An 18,735-nucleotide genomic window follows, 5' to 3' on the forward strand; every position below is an offset into this window, starting at 1 on the left:
TAATCCCTCATTCCGGAACAGGCCACATAAAGATCGCAATTACACCAGGACCGACATGGCTACCGATGACAGCGCCAATGTTGGTATACACTACCTCATTCAGTGTAAAATGCCCACGTAACTGCTCTGCACAAGCAATAGCTGATCCGGGATCTGCGGTGTGGCCGATTGCCACATTCACGCGTTTACCCGCGAAATCCTGCTGAAACAGCTCAATGATGCGAGCCATGGCCTTTTTTTGACCTCTAACCTTCTCTACGGCATAGATAATGCCTTCTTCATCAATAGATAGAATCGGCTTAATATTCAAAAGGGTTCCAAAAATCGCTGCCGCTTTGCCAATCCGACCGCCTTTCTGTAGATACTCCAGCGTATCCACAAGAAAGAACAGCTTACGCGTTCGGTGCATACCTTCTACAGCACTAGCGATGTCGGATGCCGACTTGCCTTGTAAGGCTAGTTCAGCGGCCTGCACCACCAGCAACCCATATCCATAAGATGCCGACTTGGAGTCCAGCACCGTAATGTCACCTTCACGCTCTAACAAAGACTTGCCAAGCAGAGCTGATTGATAAGTGCCACTCATGCCAGACGACAAGTGAATGGATACGATGGCACGTTCCGGATCCTCATCCAGCAATGACTGATATACGTTCATGAACTCGGTTGGAGAAGGTTGTGACGTCGTTGGCAATGTCGCAGCCTTTCCAAGTTTCGTATAAAACTCCTCTGGGGTCAGTTCAACTCCGTCAGCATACGTTTCTTCACCAAACAATACACGCAACGGCACAACATGAATCCCATACTTGCGAATAAGTTCTTCCGGTATATCTGCTGTACTATCCGTTACGATCGCAACCTTGTGGCTCACTAGATCCCCTCCTTCTTGGCTAGGTGAACACTAAGACTCTACAGAGAACAAGTAATAATAAACTGGCTGTCCTCCAGCATGTACCTCTACTTCAGCATCTGGATACTGCTCTTCGAGCCATGCAACCAGCGCAGTTGTAACCTCAGAAGACGCCTCTTCCCCTTCGAGCAGGGTAACAACCTCGTCTCCACTCTCTAACATGCGTGCAAGCAAACCTTGGCATGCCTGCAACAGATCTTCGTCCGTAGCCACAATTTTGGAGTTGTGAATCCCGATATAATGACCTTCCTTAATATCCAGTTCATCATATTGGGTATCTCTCACCGCATGGGTCACTTGGCCCGATTGCACTCGTGCCAGAGCATCCAGCATCTGATCCCGGTTCACCTCTGCCGATTCATCTTCCTGGAACGCAAAAGCAGCCGCCATGCCTTGTGGAATGGTCTTACTTGGAATTACAGTAATACGGCGTTCGTCCTCCAGCAATTCACGTGCCTGCTCTGCAGCAAGTACGATATTAGAATTGTTCGGCAAAATAAAAATCTGTTCCGCTGCGATTGAACGCACCGCTTTCACAAAATCCTCCGTGCTCGGATTCATTGTCTGACCACCAGACAACACGACATCCACACCAAGGCTACGGAAAATCTCAGCAATACCTTCACCTGAAGATACAGCGATAAATCCATATGGTGCCATCTCATCCGCAGGTGGTACAGCTTCCTCGAGACCACGCGACGCTTCTGGTGGAATCTCCGCAAACAGTTCAGGCGAAGGCGCGATATCCATACCTGCAGTAAGCAGATCTCTATGCTGCTCACGCATGTTCAGAATGTGAATCTGCGTAATTTCACCATAGCGTAGAGCCAGGTTCAGTACATCGCCAGGCGTCTTGGAATGCACATGCACTTTGATGACTTCATCATCGGCAATAATGATAATGGAATCTCCGTTCACTGATAACGCTTTCTCGAAAACTTCCTCATCGAATGTGACTCCTGCGTTGTCGCCAAGCTGACGGTTAATGAAAAATTCCATATCGTACAGGAATTCAATATCTTCCGTAACAAGTCTTGCTTGTGCCGATAAAGGCATCTCTGGCGCGATAACCTGTTGTATAGGCTTCGCAGGTGTTACTTCCGGCTTCGCAGCAGGTTTGAGAGCAGAAGACGCCACCGAAGGTGAAACTTCTTTTGGCAAAGTCGTCAGACTTCCTCCATCTTGCTGCAACAGAACTTCCATGAAGCCTTCGTAAATATATACAAGCCCCTGACCACCTGAATCCACAACCCCTACCTGTTTCAGTACAGGCAGCAATTCTGGAGTCATCGCCAGTGCTTCTTTTGCTTTTAACAATACTTCATTCATTAATTCAGTGATATCATTCGTCCGTCTAGCGTAATAGTTCGCATGCTTAGCAGCTTCCTTAGCTACGGTCAGAATGGTGCCTTCTACAGGCTTTACCACTGCTTTGTATGCTGCATCCACACCATTCTGGAGGGCTGCCGCAAATTGGATTGTATTCAGTTCCTCATAAGGCGCAGCAGAACGGCTGAATCCTCGGAACAATTGCGATAAAATAACTCCGGAATTGCCGCGAGCACCCATAAGCAGGCCTTTCGATAAAATACCAGCAGCTTCTCCGATTGAGGCGGAGCTCTTGCGTTTAATCTCAGCGACTCCTGCACTCATTGTCAAATTCATGTTCGTTCCCGTGTCGCCATCTGGCACAGGGAACACATTCAGGGAATTGACGTGCTCTGCATGCTGCCCAAGTTGTTCCGCTCCGGCAAGTACCATTGCGGTGAAATCTGTTCCATTTAAAGAACGTATACTCAAGTGAGAATTCCCCTTCCTAGCTTGATACACGAACATCTTGCACCAAGATGTTATCTGGTCTGTTCATGCGTTAACGCTATCGCGTTATTCTTCGTCCATACCTTGTCCGGCATAGGCATATAATACAACATGTCAGCCGGGTTTAACGGTCTGGGCGGCCTGACCACCGATATCCTGCAACCAATTACAGCCCCAAGTTCGGGGCATACGGATATGCACCGGTATCGAGAGCCGGCATGAATGCCGCATGGAGACTGGTGCCAATGATGGAATGCCGCAGCGCGCAGCGTTGCCAAAAAGCAGACCCCCGACCTTTAAGGCCGGTCTTTTCTCCGGCTTCCCCGCGGCAAAAGCCTGTTCACCGCTGTATTATGGACTATTCAACATTGTACTATATTAGACAGGAGAAATAAATAAAGTTTTTGGATCAGTTGACGAAGCTTTTTTCAATATGATATTATATTCAAGTATTGTTTTAGGCAGGTTTAGTAATGGAAATGATCCGGCGATGCTGGCTTGAACAACCCATTAGCTACTGGAAACTGACTTTTTCTAGTCAGGTAGAACAATTTAGTCCTTGTGGAATGACTTTCGTCTCTCCGAAGGCACTGGTTATTTTAGGATAGGAGGTGTAATCTATGTCTCGCAAATGTTATGTGACAGGTAAGAAACCGGGCACCGGTAACCACGTATCCCACGCTAACAACCGTAACCGTCGTTCTTGGGGCGTAAACGTTCAGAAGGTCCGCATTCTCGTGAACGGCAAACCGAAACGTGTATACGTAAGCACCCGTGCACTGAAAGCCGGTAAAGTGACTCGCGTATAATCACGCAAAGCTACTATAAATCGGATAAGCAAAAAGCACCTTGTCTATTGCAGGTGCTTTTTTGGTATTTAAACATGAAAGCCCCCACCTTAAACACCATAGACATGTGAATGGCCGCCGCATCGTGCTTCGAAAGCTACTTTCCAGATCGCTCTGAAGCCAACAAAGCGGCGGTATTCGCATTGTAATGGATCAGTTCTTTTGAAACGTATTAAGAATCGCCTTCACAAACCCTCCCAAAAACTTCGGCAGTTTGAACGTGTAAAATTTCATACTTCACCCTCCCCATCATGCTCATACATCCGCCGTATCCTATGCTCCATGCCTTCTCCACCGCAAACACGACAAAAAAGGCTACATGAGAAACCTGCTCATGTAACCATATTTATGCGGAACTACCTGTCCCTATTCCATAATGACGAGCCTGAAACACGGCATTTACATCTGAGTCGGAACAAATTGATAGACAGCGATCATGAATACACTCATTAAGTAGTAGAGTATGCTAAAAATGACAAATGTAACCCGAAGTCTCGTTCGGTCAAATTTACGGAAGTACAAAATGACAATTCCAACCCCAAGTAAAGAGGTAAATGCATTAAATGGAGATTGTACTACCGCAAATAAAGCAAGCACTAATCCTGTAACGAGACTTGCAGCCATGGTCCACAGCGTCTCCTTCAGATTCATGTTTATCCCCCGTAGCTGTTGCGAATTTCAGTAATTGCTGCTGCACGATCTTCACGTCCAAATACTGCACTTCCTGCAACGAGTACATCCGCGCCAGCTTCCACCACGAGTGGAGCCGTATCGGCAGCAATCCCGCCATCGACTTCAATATGAACGTCATGACGACCTTTTTCATTCAGCCAACTGCGAATCTGCTTGATTTTGTTCATTGTTCCAGAGATGAAGGCTTGTCCACCAAACCCTGGGTTAACCGTCATGACCAGCACCAAGTCGACATCATCAAGAACTTCCTGAATCGCACTAGCAGGTGTACCCGGATTCAAAGCAACGCCCGCTTTTACACCCTGTTCTTTGATCAAGTGAATAACACGGTGAAGGTGCACACAAGCTTCAGCATGAACGGTAATGACCGCAGCGCCAGCTTTGGCAAACTCCTCAACATACCGCTCAGGGTTCTCAATCATCAAATGCACATCAAGTGGCAAGCTTGTATGAGGCGCAATGGCTTTTACAATTGCAGGGCCTAGCGTAATATTAGGGACAAAGTGACCGTCCATGACATCAACATGAATCCAGTCTCCACCTGCGGTTTGAGCTTCCGCTACCTCTGCACCAAGACGGGCAAAATCAGCAGATAAAATGGATGGGGCAATTTTAATCATGTTAGTACCTCCGCTTCTTGTCTTTCATTTCTGTTAGAAACAACACATAGTGCCGGTACCGGCTTTCTGCGATTAGTCCTTCTTCCTTAGCTTCAAGTACCTTGCATGATGGTTCATGGGTATGTGTACAGCCTCGGAATTTGCACTGCTCTGCATACTGGGCAAATTCACGGAAACAGGTGGAAAGCTCCTCTACACCAATCTCTAGAAAGTCCAGCTGGCTGAATCCAGGCGTATCAGCAACAAAGCCGCCATTATCCAGTGGAATCAACTCCACGTGCCTAGTGGTATGTCTGCCTCGTCCTAGACGCATGCTAATCTCACTCGTTTCCAGCGTAAGACCTGGCATCAAGGCATTCAGCATAGAAGACTTCCCTACCCCGGATTGACCTGCAAATACGCTAATCTGACCTGCAAGACGTTCCTTCAGCAGTTCACTACCTTCCCCGGTTCGCGAACTGGTCGAGATGACCTCGTAACCAATCTGTTCGTAGAGCGCCTTCACTTCAGCAACAGTATCTTTATCATCTGCTCCGGGGTCAGCTAGATCTTGCTTCGTTACCACGATTAGCGCATCCAGTCCTGCCTGTTCAATATGAACAAGGAACTTGTCCAGCAGATTCAGATTCATATCCGGTTCCTTGACGGAGAACAGGAGAACAGCGAGATTTACATTAGCCACAGGCGGACGGATCAGTTCCGTCTCACGCTGTTTAATTTCATCTACTGTCCCTTCCCCATTCTCAGTCAACATGTAGCTAACACGGTCACCCACAAGCGGTGAAGTGCCTCGCTTTCTAAAAATGCCTCTAGCTCGACATTGAACGGCAGAGCCTTCAACCGAAGGCACCCCGTTATCTTCCAGTGGCATGACATAGTAGTAACCGCTTAGCGCTTTAACGATGATACCTTCAGGCATAGCTCCGTCGCCCTCCTTTGAATTGGCAATACGATTGTACAAGTTCCAGACATACGATCTTCAGTCAACTTTTAAGACCTTTAATTCGGCTAAACGTCAGCAATAAGCCGTCCTTTAAGGACGGCTTGATGCATTAACAACTTCCTTGGCTCTACCCTTAGCCTTACCATTTCCATTGCCATTGCCTGGATTCATCGCAGAGGTATCTCCCTCTTCGTTGTCACTTTCACCATCCGCAGGTGTTGACTCAGGTTCACCTTCCTGGTTGGTTTCCGTACTATCCTCTTCCACATTTCCTGGGTCCGGCTGTTGCTCATCCGGTGGTGGTTGCAAGCCCCCCTCAGGCTCAATGGAAGGCACCGTAACGGTTCCATTCTTGGCATCGATGTAGCTAACAAGGTACGTATCAAGGAATTTCCCATCCCGATAGACGGACACAGCGCCATTCTCATTTGGTGCAAGTACCAGTGGGATCGTCAACGCTTGATTAGACTTGTTAATGGTACGCGTTCCCCACTCTTGGTTTTTGCCACGTGCATCTTCAAATGTAATTCGAATACTGCTGTTTTTGCCCTCTTCTTTTGGTGAGACATTAATATTAAATGAGTACTCTAACGCTTCTGGTGGATATCCTGTACTAATGTAAATGGTAATATTGTCACCAGGATTAACCTCTGCACCCGCTTCGTAAGGCCATTGTTGCGTTACTTTACCGCGGTCAATGGTATAACTCGATTCCTCTTGAACCTGTGCCAGTGTTAATCCAGCGGATTTGAGCAGCCGCTCCGCTTCACTGCGGGTTTGATTTTTGAGATCAGGCATTTTAACCGTTTCAGCGCCTTTACTTACGGTTAAAACAATTTGAACCTCTTCCGGATCAAAATCTTCATTAACTCCAGGTGTCTGGGAGATTACGTTTCCAGATTGGACTTCATTGGAGTGTTCATCTTTACGCTGGATCTGATCCTCCTTGATTCCTAAAGCGGTCAGACTCTTCACAGCAGCATCATAGGAGGAGCCCTTGACATCAATCATTTTGGCTTGCTCTTTCTCTATGCTGACACTGAGCTGAATCTCAGAGCCCTCTTTGACGACATCGCCTTCTTTTCTACTCTGATCAAAGACAATACCTGGATCAAAACCTTCTTCATGGACGCGAATGACCTCATTACTTACGACAAGTCCACTATCTTCCAAGATCTTGCGGGCATTTTCTTCAGTCTCGTTAATGACACTAGGCACCGTTATTTCAGGTACAACGAGCATGCCCTTGACGTACCACACCACGCCGACCATAGCTATCAGAATTAGAAGTGTCAACGAAATAAGCAGCGTTGGCTTTTTCCAATTCTTTGTTTTGCCCTTCTCTTTGCCTTCCTCAGCGTCAGATTCCATAACAGGAACTGCACCCGTTGAAGTTACACCACGCGGTTCAGGCTTGATTGCAGGCATGACACGTGTTTGATCAATATCATCCTCATCCGGAAAATCAATCTTCGTTTCATTGCGACGCTCGGGCATCAAACAAGTTTCCAGATCGGTCTGCATTTCTTTTGCCGATTGATACCGCTCGTGCGGGTTTTTACGCATCGATTTCAGAATTACATTTTCCACACTTTGCGGAATCAATGGATTGAATTTGCGTGGTTCATCGAATTCTTCCTGCAGATGCTTCAACGCGACGCTAATTGGACTCTCTCCCAAAAACGGAAGCTGCCCAGTCAGCATTTGATAGAGTACGATGCCAAGAGAATATAAGTCCGATTTTTCACCTGTTACGATGCCTTTGGCATGCTCAGGCGAGAAATAATGAACAGAACCGATCACAGAACCCGTCTGGGTAATTGTCGTTGAGGTTACGGCACGAGCAATTCCGAAATCCGTCACCTTCACACGCCCATTACGTCCAATCAATATGTTATGCGGTTTAATATCCCGATGAATAATTTGATTATGATGTGCATGATCCAGGGCATCTGCAATCTGGGAAGCAATACGAACTGCTTCATCGACTTGCAGAGGCGCCCTTTCCTTTATAATTTCATTCAGGTTTTTGCCTTCGACGTATTCCATAACAATGTAATGCACATCATCTTCTTGCCCTACATCATAGATACTCACTACGTTAGGGTGAGACAATGATGCAGCAGACTGTGCTTCTCTACGGAAACGTCGAATAAACTCTTCGTCATGGACGAATTGCTGTCTCAACACTTTGATCGCGACATTTCGATTCAGCAGAAGATCCTGTGCTTTATATACAAGCGCCATGCCGCCACCACCGACACGCTCAATCACTTCATAGCGTCCGCCTAACTGGTGCCCAATCATGACTCGCACCCCGTTTCAGCAACTACGGAATTATCCTCTTGAATCTCGAACAACGCAACCGTGATGTTATCATCTCCACCAGCAAGCAGTGCAAGCTGAAGTAGACGATCCGCTCGTTCCTCCAGAGGAAGATCCAGATTGCCAGCAACTTGAATGAGCTGCTCATTGCTGACCAGGTTGCTTAACCCATCACTGCATAACAACAGGACTTCGCCCTCTTCCAGCTTAACAGGATCTAAATCTACCTTTACCTCAGCATCTGTGCCAAGTGCACGAGTCAGTACGTTACGACGTGGATGGTGCGTAGCGTCTTCCTTCTTAATGATCCCGTTCTTCAACAGGTCATTGACCAGCGTGTGATCTTCTGTCAACTGGGTCAATGATTTGTTGGCAATTTTGTAAGCGCGGCTATCACCGATATGACCGATAACACCCTCAGCATCATTTAATAAGGCGGCAACAACTGTCGTCCCCATGTTATGGTACTTTTCATCTGCAGATGCTGTACGGAATATAACCTCATTGGCATGCAGAATCGCGTCGCTGAGAGCAGCAGACAAAGAGGCATGCGACAATCCCGGTTCTAATGTCCCCAGATCGTTCACGAGTGTCTCCACCGCAAGACGACTTGCGGTATCTCCCGCAAGATGTCCGCCCATGCCATCGGCAACAATCCCTAAGATATAACCTGTTTCCAAATTGCGAATCCAAGCTGAATCTTCATTAACCGAACGTACACGTCCGATATGGCTCACCTGAACTGTTTTGATCAAAACGTTCTCACCTCAACTCCATATGCTTGGCACGAAGCTGACCGCAAGCGGCAGCAATATCATGTCCCTGTTCACGACGAATCGTTACATTGACGCCTTGCTCCGAGAGGATTCTCTGGAAGTTAAATATATCGCTTCGTGATGTTCTTACGTATTTGCGCTCAGGTACGTGGTTGACCGGAATCAAGTTAACATGACACAGCATGTTCTTGAGCACACCCGCTAGTTCAGCAGCATGTTCAGGCTGATCATTAACTCCGCCAATCAGGGCGTACTCAAACGTGATTCTACGACCTGTTTTGGCCAGATAATAACGCAAGGATTCCATTACGTCTTCAAACGGGAAACGACGGTTGACCGGCATCAATTTGGAACGAAGCGCATCATTCGGTGCGTGAATGGAGATCGCCAGGTTGATCTGTGTATCTTCATCCGCAAACTTGTAGATGTTCGGTACGATTCCGCTCGTAGATACGGTAATGTGACGTTGACCGATATTCAATCCTTTTTCATGAATCATTGTGCGCAGGAAGGTCATCGTAGCTTCATAGTTTTCAAATGGTTCACCTGAACCCATAATAACAATGCTGCTGACACGCTCGCCACGTTCATCCAAGATTTTCTGTGCCTGTACCACTTGAGCAGTAATCTCTCCAGCCGTAAGGTTACGTTTGAGACCACCCAGAGTAGATGCACAGAAGGTACAACCAATTCGGCAACCGACCTGTGTCGTTACACAGATGCTGTTTCCATAGTTGTGCTTCATAATAACTGTTTCAATGGCATGATCATCATGCAGACCGAACAGGAACTTAACCGTTCCATCCTTGGATTCAAATTTCGTAATTTCTGTGAGCGTTACAAATTCGAATTGTTCTGTCAATTTTTCACGTAGTGCCTTCGGTAAGTTACTCATTTCATTGAAATCATTCACACGTTTCACGTAGATCCAGTCAAAAATCTGACCCCCACGAAACGCAGGCTCCCCGTTATTAACAGCCCACTGCTGCAGCTCTTCTAGGGAATAATCATATATAAAAGGTTTCATTTTGTTTTCAACACCTATTCCTTCTTTTCATTTAGATTGAACTATAAATATTTACACTTCCACTTCGATAACAGAATAACCTTCCGATCGCTGTTATCCCCAGATTTTTTGAACTCTCTTTTGCAAAGAGAAAATCCGGTGATAGCTTATGCTTTCGACGTAGCTTTCTTTCAGGCGAACGCTTCGCTTCTTCACGTTATTTCTGTCCTCTCCGTTCTCGTGTAAATGTCTAATTTCAATCTATATAGCTTTCTGCTTATCGTTCCATTCGTCCTATTCTATCATAAAGACCACTTTACATCCATGTATACCCTCGAAGCACACACTTCATGCATTATAACACCTCTATGCGTCCCTCGCACCCTAACATCGTTCGTCTATCACGAAAATTATCCACTTCTACCGCTGAATCATGCGATTTTGGATTGATCATATTTTCATTATCACCCCATAAAAAAGACATGCTTCTCACAAAGAAATCCGCCGAAGTTTCCCTCGGCGGCTCTTGCTCAAGCGCTATACAATTGATCCATTCGCTGTACGAATTAAACGGGCAATGTAAAAACCGTCGCTGTGCGCATATTGCGGCAAAATCTGCACACCTCCATTTACGGATTTCCATTCAGCCAATGACGTATCAGACCATGTCGAACCAGCTGCTTCGAATTCTGGGTGACGTTGCAAGAAGTCAGACACCATCATTTCATTCTCCGCTGGTTCAATCGTACATGTGCTGTATACCAGCACCCCTCCTGGCTTCAAAAGTGGAGCTACACGATCCAGCAACTCACGCTGTAGACCCGAAATATCTTCGATATCTTCAGGAGACTTGGTCCATTTGACATCTGGCTTACGACGGATAACACCAAGACCCGAGCATGGCGCATCCAGCAAAATCCGATCAAATGAAGCTTCAGCATAGCGTTCATTCAGATCAAGTGCATCACCGGTAACGGCATCAATACAGCCCAATCCCAGACGATCCGCCTGATCCATAATCAATTGACGTTTATGCGCATGCAGATCATTCGCTATAATTCGTCCACGATCCTGCATTTTCTCAGCCATATGTGCTGTCTTGCCACCAGGAGCCGCACAGCAATCGAGTACGGTTTGTCCTTCTTCGGGTGCGACCGCTTCAGCCACCAGCATGGAACTCTCATCCTGCACAGATAACAGACCATCCCGATACCAGGATGTAAGAGCCATATTGCCTCCGCTAAGCACCAGAATACCATCAGGACTTAATCGGGAAGGCTCTACGTTAGCTCCTGTGTTCTCCATTTCACGCATCAGCTTCTCTCGCGTTGTCATCGTTGTATTCACACGAACACTGACAGCAGGAGGTTCATTATTGGCACGGCAGATGGCCTCTGCTGTCTCTTCACCATATTGAGCGATCCAGCGCTCTACCATCCAGAGCGGATGTGAGTGCTCCAGCGTAATCCGCTCAGCAGCAGGTAGATGTTCCGGTATTCGAAGCTCATCACGATTACGAATCATATTCCGCAAAACGCCATTCACCATACCAGATATACCTTGGTGACCCAGCTTTTTCGCCAGATTCACCGCTTCACTGACAACTGCATGCTCAGGAATTCGATCCAGATATAACATCTGATACACACTAATCCGTAACAAGCTTCTTACCCACGGCTGTAACTTAGACACACCTTTGGCTACGTAACGTTCCAAATAATAATCCAGTGTGTTCAGCCTTGCGATTGTTCCATAGACTAATTCGGTCGCCAGACCTACATCTGCTGGGCTTAAATCGGCTTCTTTTAATCGGCGATTCAACTCTAAATTGCTGTATGCTCCGTCCTGTTCAACTGCACTAAGCACCTTTACGGCAACGTTACGGGCAGATGTTTTGGGAGCGGACGAACGTTCAGTCCCTCGTGAAGCAGGCCTAGCAGCATTTCTATTTTGAGTATGCGCAGGTTTACCGCTGTTTTGGCTTTTCTTAGAGTGGGTACGAGTCGTTGAATTTTGCGTTTGTTTCCCCTGACCTGAGGCACGACCTGATGTATTTCCGTTCATCGTAGCACCGTGCCTGGTTTCAAGGTACCACCACGACCAAAGTCTGCAGCTTTCATCACTTTTTTACCTGCTGGCTGAACTTCGGTTAACCAGAGTGAACCGCTGCCTGTTGACACCTCGATACCATTAGCACCCAGTTGCAGAACAGTTCCTGGTTCAGTCTGACCCGTTTGAGCAGTTCCCTGCGCATCTGAATGATTCGGATTCGTCGCTGCCCAGACTTTGAAGACTTGATCATCCCACATGGTGAATGCTCCAGAGAACGGCACCAGACCACGGATCTGATTAAACAGCTCTCGCGAGGAGCGATTCCAGTCTAGTTTCTCATCTTCCCGAGTCAGATTGCGGGCATACGAAGCTTCGGCATCATCCTGAGGGACAGCCGTTGTTTCCCCTGCAATTAATCTAGGCATTTCTTCCTGCAGCAGTTTGGATCCTGCGTCACTTAGCTTGATAAACATCGAGCCTGATGTATCTTCATCCGTGATCGGCACCTCCACGCGTGAGATCATGTCTCCGGTGTCCAGTCCTTCTGCCATATACATGAGCGTTACTCCAGTAACCGATTCCCCATTGATGATGGAGCGTTGAATCGGAGCACCTCCGCGATATTTAGGCAAAAGTGATCCATGTATGTTCACACAACCGCGAACAGGCATGTCCAACACGGCTTTGGGCAGAATCTGCCCAAATGCTGCGGTAACAATGAGATCAGGCTTCCACTCAGCAAGCCGAGCCACTGCTTCTGGATCACGAAGTTTTATCGGTTGAAATACAGGCAGGCCATGACGCTCGGCTGCAGCTTTCACAGGTGTTGGTGTAAGTACTTTTTTGCGGCCTTGTGGTTTATCCGGCTGTGTTACGACACCGACCACGTTGTACCCTTCCGCAATCAGCATATCTAGAGAAGGAACAGCAAAATCTGGAGTTCCCATAAAAACAATATTCAAATCCATCACTCCTTAATTACGTCGAGGTCCTGTCTGATCTGCAGAAATTTCGTACACTTTCTCGGCAATATCAGTAAAGAGCACTCCATCCAAATGATCAATTTCATGTTGGAATGCGCGGGACAACAAGCCGCTGCCCGTAATAATCAGTTCATTACCTTCACGATCCAGTCCTTTAACGGTCACCGTCTCAAAGCGACGCACATCCCCATTAATTCCAGGAATACTCAGGCAACCTTCTGGTCCAAACTGCTCACCTTCACTTGAGATAATTTCAGGATTAATCATTTTGATCAACCCCTGCTCATCTCCAGCATCAATAACAATCAAACGTTTCAGAATACCTACTTGTGGCGCCGCAAGCCCTACACCCTCAGCGTCGTACATCGTATCTGCCATATCATCCAGCAGCTTTTGTACATTCGGTGTTACCTTCGTTACTTCCTTAGCTCTTTTGTGTAGCACTTCATCCGGTTCTTTCACGATAATGCGAATCGACATGTTGTAAGCACCTTCCTAATCCTCATCATAATTTCAAGACATCAGGCTATGTAGTCAAACATCCAGCCATGATGCATGTTTTTACTATTCTATGTTTATACCGCCTGTTTACATTAACATTTGCGGGTCTACATCAAGACTAATTAGCAACTTCTGCGCTTGCACATCATCGTCCATACGCCGAGCTGTCGCTAGAGCGAGCCCAATAGCGTCTACATCCCCACGCCATTTTATCATACATTGGAATCTGTATCTATTCTTGATCCGCGGAATCGGGGAGGCTACAGGTCCGAGTACGTCAAAGGCTTCGTTGCTAAACCGATCTAGACTCCCTAACCAGCCTGCTGCGTTTGCGCGTTCTTTTAACATTCGAGTATAGTTTTCGGCTAGTCGAATAAGTACAGGTAGCTGCTCATGTGAAAAAGTAACCAGAATAAGCCGACAATACGGCGGATATTGAAGATTACGTCGATGTAGCAATTCTTCACGAACAAACGATATATAATCGTGCTGGCTAGCATGACCGATTGAGTAATGCTCCGGCGTATAAGATTGCACAAAAACTTCACCTGGAAGCTGATGTCGTCCTGCCCTGCCGGCAACTTGCGTTAGCAGTTGGAATGTTTTCTCCGCAGCTCGGAAATCAGGCAAATTCAATGCCGAATCTGCTGTAATGACCCCTACCAGCGTCACATCTGGGAAGTCGAGTCCTTTAGCGACCATCTGTGTACCCAGCAGGACATCGGCCTTTTTCTCCCGAAACTGTTTCAGCAGCTTCTCGTGTGAACCCTTCTCAGTTGTTGTATCCACATCCATCCGAATGACGCGAATACCAGGGAATAACTTCGCGAGCTCTTCCTCTACACGTTGGGTTCCTGTTCCGAAATATCGAATGTGCTCACTACCACAATCCGGGCACACTTCCGGAGCCGCTTCCGCATAACCACAATAGTGACAACGAAGATTATTGGAGCGTTGGTGATACGTCAGGGAAATATCGCACTCCGGGCAACCGGCTACATATCCACAGCTTCGGCACATCACAAAAGTAGAGTATCCGCGGCGGTTTAGAAGCAAAACGGTTTGTTCTCCACGTTCCAAGCGTTCCTCTATACCTTTGTGCAGTGCACGGCTGAACATCGAACGATTGCCATCCTTGAGTTCCTCACGCATATCAACAATGCGCACGTCAGGCAGGTTATTACCAAGCGCCCGCGTTGGCATCTCCAGCAGGAGAGGTGCGAATTCATCATTACTTTGAGAACGAGCAGCATAATAACTTTCCAGCGAGGGCGTAGCAGAACCTAGAACCACAACGGCCTGGTGCTGCTGAGCTCTTTTCACCGCAACATCACGGGCATGATATTTGGGCGTTTCCTCTTGTTTGTAGGAGGTCTCATGCTCCTCGTCCATAATAATCAATCCAAGGCGACTGAACGGTGCGAACACCGCAGATCGGGCACCAATCGCCACCTTGACCTGACCCTCTCTAATTTTACGCCACTCATCGTAACGTTCCCCACCCGACAGACGACTGTGCATGACCGCAACTTGGTTACCAAAGCGCCCTTTGAAACGCTCAACCATCTGAGGAGTCAAGGCAATTTCAGGTACAAGCACGATGGCCTGCCGATCCTGATCAATGCACTGCTGTATCGTTTGCAGATAGACTTCCGTTTTGCCACTTCCCGTAACACCATGAAGCAAAAAGACGCCGTGGCGCCTCTCCATTAATCTACCATTGATGCTATCATACACATGTTGCTGTTCTGGCGTGAGCGAGAGCGGTTCGGTCGCCCGAAACTTCCTGCCCTGATAAGGATCACGAAAAACTTCAACGTCCTCTGTTATGAGTAATCCTTTCTCTTCCAGTCCTTTGACAGTGGCCGCAGATACCTGAAGTGTTGACAACAATTCTTTCATGGGCATAGGCAGCAGTTCTTTCATCTCAAGCAAAAAGGACAATACTTCCTTCTGACGCTGAGCCTTCGCCGGGAATGCATCAAGCGCTTCTTGTGCTGCCATCGCATCAACCGCAAGATCCACCGATTTCATCGTTTTTTTGCCCATTTTGTCCTTGATGGCCTGGCTTTCCAGCAACACGCCACCTAGAAGCAGTTTTTTGATCAAGGACGCATGATTTGGGTACTTTCGACTAAGCTGTTGAAGGGGGACTTGTCCACGACTCTGTACGAACCGAATGATGTCCTGCTGTACCTTTTCTGTGGTCGATTCTTCTCCCCACACAAAAAGAACCTCTTCATTCGGCGACGAACTCGCCGACGCAGCATCCAGTCCATCTCCAATGGAGATATAACGCTCCGCTTTCCCCTTTAAAGCTGTAGGTACCATCACCTGTAATGATAAAATGCGATTGCTCGCATAACGCTCACTCATCCAGTCCGCGAGTTCCACCAGATCTTTGGATAAGGGCGGAACAAGATCCAGCAGCTCCTGAACGGGCTTAAGCTTGAATGTCTCATTACCGGTGCGAGGTACAAGATCAACGACGAATCCTTGCACCGTTCGATGTCCAAAAGGTACCCCAACCCGACTGCCAATTTCGATCCATTCACGCATTGATTCTGGCACAAGATAATCAAAAGGTCGGTCGGTTTCCTTCACAGGAACATCGACAATCACCTTGGCGATTTCCATATTAATTCCCCCCGGCAATGCGCTCCGCCGCAATTGAAAGCAACTGGCGTGCCACGTCTTCCTTGGCCACCACCTGAAGCTCTTCTACCAAACCCTCACGGTCATAAATATTCACCGCATTGGTGTCTGTTCCAAATCCTACACCTGCACGGGTGACATCATTGGCTACGATCAGATCACAGTTTTTCCGTTCCAGTTTTTCTCGTGCATACCGTTCAATATCATTCGTCTCTGCTGCAAAACCGATCAAAAATTGATGGGTCTTCTGCTTCCCTAATGTTTCGAGAATATCTATATTTTTAATAAGTTCAAGCGATAATGTATCACCTGTTTTCTTCATCTTTTCCTTATAAACTTCCTTTGGACGATAATCAGCCACCGCCGCTGCCTTAACTACAATATCGGCGTCATCCCACTGTCGTAGGACAGCAGCATACATTTCATCAGCAGACTGTACCTGTATCACCTGCACATTCGCGGGCGGGCTAACCTGTGTATTGCCCATGATTAGCGTGACTTCAGCTCCAAGCTCCTGCGCAACTGCCGCAATCGCAAAGCCCATCTTGCCTGAAGAGTCATTCGTAATGTAGCGAACAGGGTCAATACGTTCAATGGTTCCTCCCGCTGTGACAACCACTTTTTTCCCTGTTAATTGCTGTGGTTCTATAGCAGTTTGTGTGGCCGTTTGCTTAGTTGCTGGTGCCGAAACGAAGGAGACCTGTCCAGCAATGTCACCACTCGCTTTGTTAGCAAAGAATTGTTCAACCACATCAACGATTGTATCTGGTTCCTCCAGCCTTCCTTTGCCTACATAACCACACGCTAATTGCCCTTCGCTTGGCTCAATCATTAACGTTCCACGCTGGACTAGTAAATTCATGTTATGTTGCACAGCCGGGTGGTCATACATATGAACATTCATAGCTGGTGCAATCATTACTGGAGCAGTGGTAGCTAGGAGCGTGGTTGATAACATATCATCCGCCATACCATGTGCCATCTTTGCAATCACATTGGCGGTAGCTGGAGCCACCAATACGAGATCTGCCAGATCAGCTAAATGGATATGTGAAACAACCGATGGTTCACGCTCATCAAACGTATCGCTATAAACAACATTACGCGTCAACGTTTGCAGCGTTAGCTCCGTAATAAACTGTTTGGCAGACTCCGTCATGATGACATGGACATCCGCCCCTCTTTGCACAAGTCTACTGCATAGCGTTGCTGCTTTGTAAGCTGCGATTCCTCCTGTAACTCCAAGCACGATCTTTTTGCCGTTCAACATGTTATTTCCCCCAGTCTATGCGACATATAAACAATGAATAGGAATCTATCTCGTAATCCCTTTAGAGGTTGTTCAAAAAGTCCGCTTTTGATTACGAAGGATGCCTGGAGGCATCTCAGCGTCGAAGATGGGATTCAGCCGAAATGTCCGTTGCTCACGTAGTTTTGCCTACGCTCCGCTACTCCATTTCTACCTTCATCCCATCTTCTCGGTACTGAAAACCGACCTTTTTGAACACGTACCTTTAGTTCGTTATGAAAAGAATCCAATAGAGAAAAAAATAACAACCTCGCGGTTGTCAAATAAATCCGGCTTACGCCGTATGCAGTTGAAGAGCAGCCGCTAACGGCTTACTCTTCCTCTTCTTCGTCCTGTCCTTTGATGACAACGAGCAAGTCACCATAAATCTCTTCAAGCGCAACGCCAACCTGCTTATTAGATTTTGCATTTCTCAGATCGGATTTTTCGCCTTCGCGAAGTTGTCTAGCCCGGCGAGAAGCAGCAACAACAAGAGAATACTTGCTGTCGACTTTGTTCATCATTTCATCAATAGAAGGATACAGCATAGTTACAAAACACCTCTTTACATTAGTATAATCACCTTTCACCGCCAGACTGAACTTCATGAGGTTGTTCCTATCTGAACACACACCTACACAGTCCAGTCTGTATGCGTCATCCACACCAACACGTTCTTCTCTATATATCCTATGACTTTAGTCGTGTGGAATATCGCATGCTGCTGCGGTAAAGAGATTATTTATTGATCTTACAATGTTCGGCGATAATGATGCTTTCTATTCGTTTACACGCCATATCAATTTCATCATTAACAACTGCGTAATCATACTGCTCCAACAAGCTGATCTCATCCACAGCAACGGACATCCGGTGATCAATTGTTGCCTGACTTTCCGTACCACGGCCTTGAATACGATCTTTAAGCTCGTCCAAAGATGGAGGAAGTAGAAACACAAAGATCCCTTCCGGGAACTTTTCTTTCACTTTTAGTGCACCTTGGACTTCAATCTCAAGAATGATATCCCGGCCTTCGTTAATCGTTTTCTCCACAAAATCACGCGGAGTTCCATAATAGTTGCCAACATACTCTGCATGTTCCAGCAGTTGATCTTCGGCAATCATACTCAGAAACTCATCATGCGAATGGAAGAAGTAGTTGACTCCATGCTCTTCACCCAGACGAGGCTGGCGGGTTGTTGCCGATACGGAATAAGTCAAATTCGGCACCCGTTTGCGCAATGCGCTGCATACTGTACCCTTCCCGACCCCTGATGGGCCGGACAACACTATCAGTAATCCCTTAGACATATTACA

The 18,735-nt window shown here is 47.0% G+C and carries 17 protein-coding genes; 1 reads left to right on the top strand and 16 read right to left on the bottom strand.

Annotation, left to right across the window (positions count from 1 at the left end):
• Positions 1-7: 7 nt before the first annotated feature.
• The gene (locus DMB88_RS19625) at positions 8-871 is read right to left on the bottom strand and encodes a DegV family protein (RefSeq protein WP_128102703.1); all 864 of its coding nucleotides are present in this window, start codon (positions 869-871) and stop codon (positions 8-10) included.
• Positions 872-901: 30 nt separating this feature from the next.
• Complete coding sequence (locus DMB88_RS19630) at positions 902-2,710, bottom strand: DAK2 domain-containing protein (protein WP_128102704.1); 1,809 nt, start codon at positions 2,708-2,710, stop codon at positions 902-904.
• A 638-nt stretch (positions 2,711-3,348) separates the two neighbouring features.
• Between DMB88_RS19630 and rpmB the strand changes: the two genes are divergently transcribed.
• On the top strand, positions 3,349-3,537 hold the full coding sequence (gene rpmB, locus DMB88_RS19635; protein WP_024631107.1) for a 50S ribosomal protein L28: 189 nt from the start codon (positions 3,349-3,351) through the stop codon (positions 3,535-3,537).
• A 192-nt stretch (positions 3,538-3,729) separates the two neighbouring features.
• On the opposite strand, the gene spoVM is transcribed toward rpmB, so the two are convergent.
• From spoVM to gmk, 14 genes are all read right to left on the bottom strand, one after another.
• Complete coding sequence (gene spoVM / locus DMB88_RS19640) at positions 3,730-3,810, bottom strand: stage V sporulation protein SpoVM (protein WP_019424875.1); 81 nt, start codon at positions 3,808-3,810, stop codon at positions 3,730-3,732.
• Positions 3,811-3,975: 165 nt separating this feature from the next.
• Complete coding sequence (locus DMB88_RS19645) at positions 3,976-4,227, bottom strand: hypothetical protein (RefSeq protein ID WP_056696385.1); 252 nt, start codon at positions 4,225-4,227, stop codon at positions 3,976-3,978.
• A 2-nt stretch (positions 4,228-4,229) separates the two neighbouring features.
• A complete protein-coding gene (rpe, locus tag DMB88_RS19650) occupies positions 4,230-4,889 on the bottom strand; it encodes a ribulose-phosphate 3-epimerase (protein WP_128102705.1) in 660 nt (219 codons plus the stop codon).
• A 1-nt stretch (position 4,890) separates the two neighbouring features.
• Positions 4,891-5,808, bottom strand: coding sequence for a ribosome small subunit-dependent GTPase A (gene rsgA, locus DMB88_RS19655; protein ID WP_128102706.1), 918 nt, complete (start codon positions 5,806-5,808; stop codon positions 4,891-4,893).
• A 114-nt stretch (positions 5,809-5,922) separates the two neighbouring features.
• The gene (gene pknB, locus DMB88_RS19660; protein ID WP_128102707.1) at positions 5,923-8,139 is read right to left on the bottom strand and encodes a Stk1 family PASTA domain-containing Ser/Thr kinase; all 2,217 of its coding nucleotides are present in this window, start codon (positions 8,137-8,139) and stop codon (positions 5,923-5,925) included.
• Positions 8,136-8,912, bottom strand: a complete 777-nt coding sequence (locus DMB88_RS19665) for a Stp1/IreP family PP2C-type Ser/Thr phosphatase (protein ID WP_128102708.1) — start codon at positions 8,910-8,912, stop codon at positions 8,136-8,138. The genes pknB and DMB88_RS19665 overlap by 4 nt, the downstream gene beginning before the upstream one ends.
• A 7-nt stretch (positions 8,913-8,919) precedes the next feature.
• A complete protein-coding gene (gene rlmN, locus DMB88_RS19670; RefSeq protein ID WP_056696377.1) occupies positions 8,920-9,960 on the bottom strand; it encodes a dual-specificity RNA methyltransferase RlmN in 1,041 nt (346 codons plus the stop codon).
• Between the two features lie 516 nt (positions 9,961-10,476).
• The gene (gene rsmB / locus DMB88_RS19675) at positions 10,477-12,003 is read right to left on the bottom strand and encodes a 16S rRNA (cytosine(967)-C(5))-methyltransferase RsmB (protein WP_128102709.1); all 1,527 of its coding nucleotides are present in this window, start codon (positions 12,001-12,003) and stop codon (positions 10,477-10,479) included.
• Positions 12,000-12,959, bottom strand: coding sequence for a methionyl-tRNA formyltransferase (gene fmt, locus DMB88_RS19680; RefSeq protein ID WP_174715305.1), 960 nt, complete (start codon positions 12,957-12,959; stop codon positions 12,000-12,002). The genes rsmB and fmt overlap by 4 nt, the downstream gene beginning before the upstream one ends.
• Before the next feature lie 6 nt (positions 12,960-12,965).
• A complete protein-coding gene (def, locus tag DMB88_RS19685) occupies positions 12,966-13,454 on the bottom strand; it encodes a peptide deformylase (protein WP_056696370.1) in 489 nt (162 codons plus the stop codon).
• A gap of 108 nt (positions 13,455-13,562) precedes the next feature.
• Complete coding sequence (gene priA, locus DMB88_RS19690; protein ID WP_128102711.1) at positions 13,563-16,112, bottom strand: primosomal protein N'; 2,550 nt, start codon at positions 16,110-16,112, stop codon at positions 13,563-13,565.
• A gap of 1 nt (position 16,113) precedes the next feature.
• Positions 16,114-17,400: a bifunctional phosphopantothenoylcysteine decarboxylase/phosphopantothenate--cysteine ligase CoaBC gene (gene coaBC / locus DMB88_RS19695; RefSeq protein WP_128102712.1), complete on the bottom strand. Its 1,287-nt coding sequence runs from the start codon at positions 17,398-17,400 to the stop codon at positions 16,114-16,116.
• Positions 17,401-17,750: 350 nt separating this feature from the next.
• Positions 17,751-17,966, bottom strand: a complete 216-nt coding sequence (rpoZ, locus tag DMB88_RS19700; RefSeq protein WP_056696365.1) for a DNA-directed RNA polymerase subunit omega — start codon at positions 17,964-17,966, stop codon at positions 17,751-17,753.
• Between the two features lie 190 nt (positions 17,967-18,156).
• The gene (gene gmk / locus DMB88_RS19705; protein ID WP_128102713.1) at positions 18,157-18,729 is read right to left on the bottom strand and encodes a guanylate kinase; all 573 of its coding nucleotides are present in this window, start codon (positions 18,727-18,729) and stop codon (positions 18,157-18,159) included.
• Positions 18,730-18,735: the final 6 nt, after the last annotated feature.

It is taken from the genome of Paenibacillus sp. DCT19 (assembly GCF_003268635.1).
Lineage (GTDB): Bacteria > Bacillota > Bacilli > Paenibacillales > Paenibacillaceae > Paenibacillus.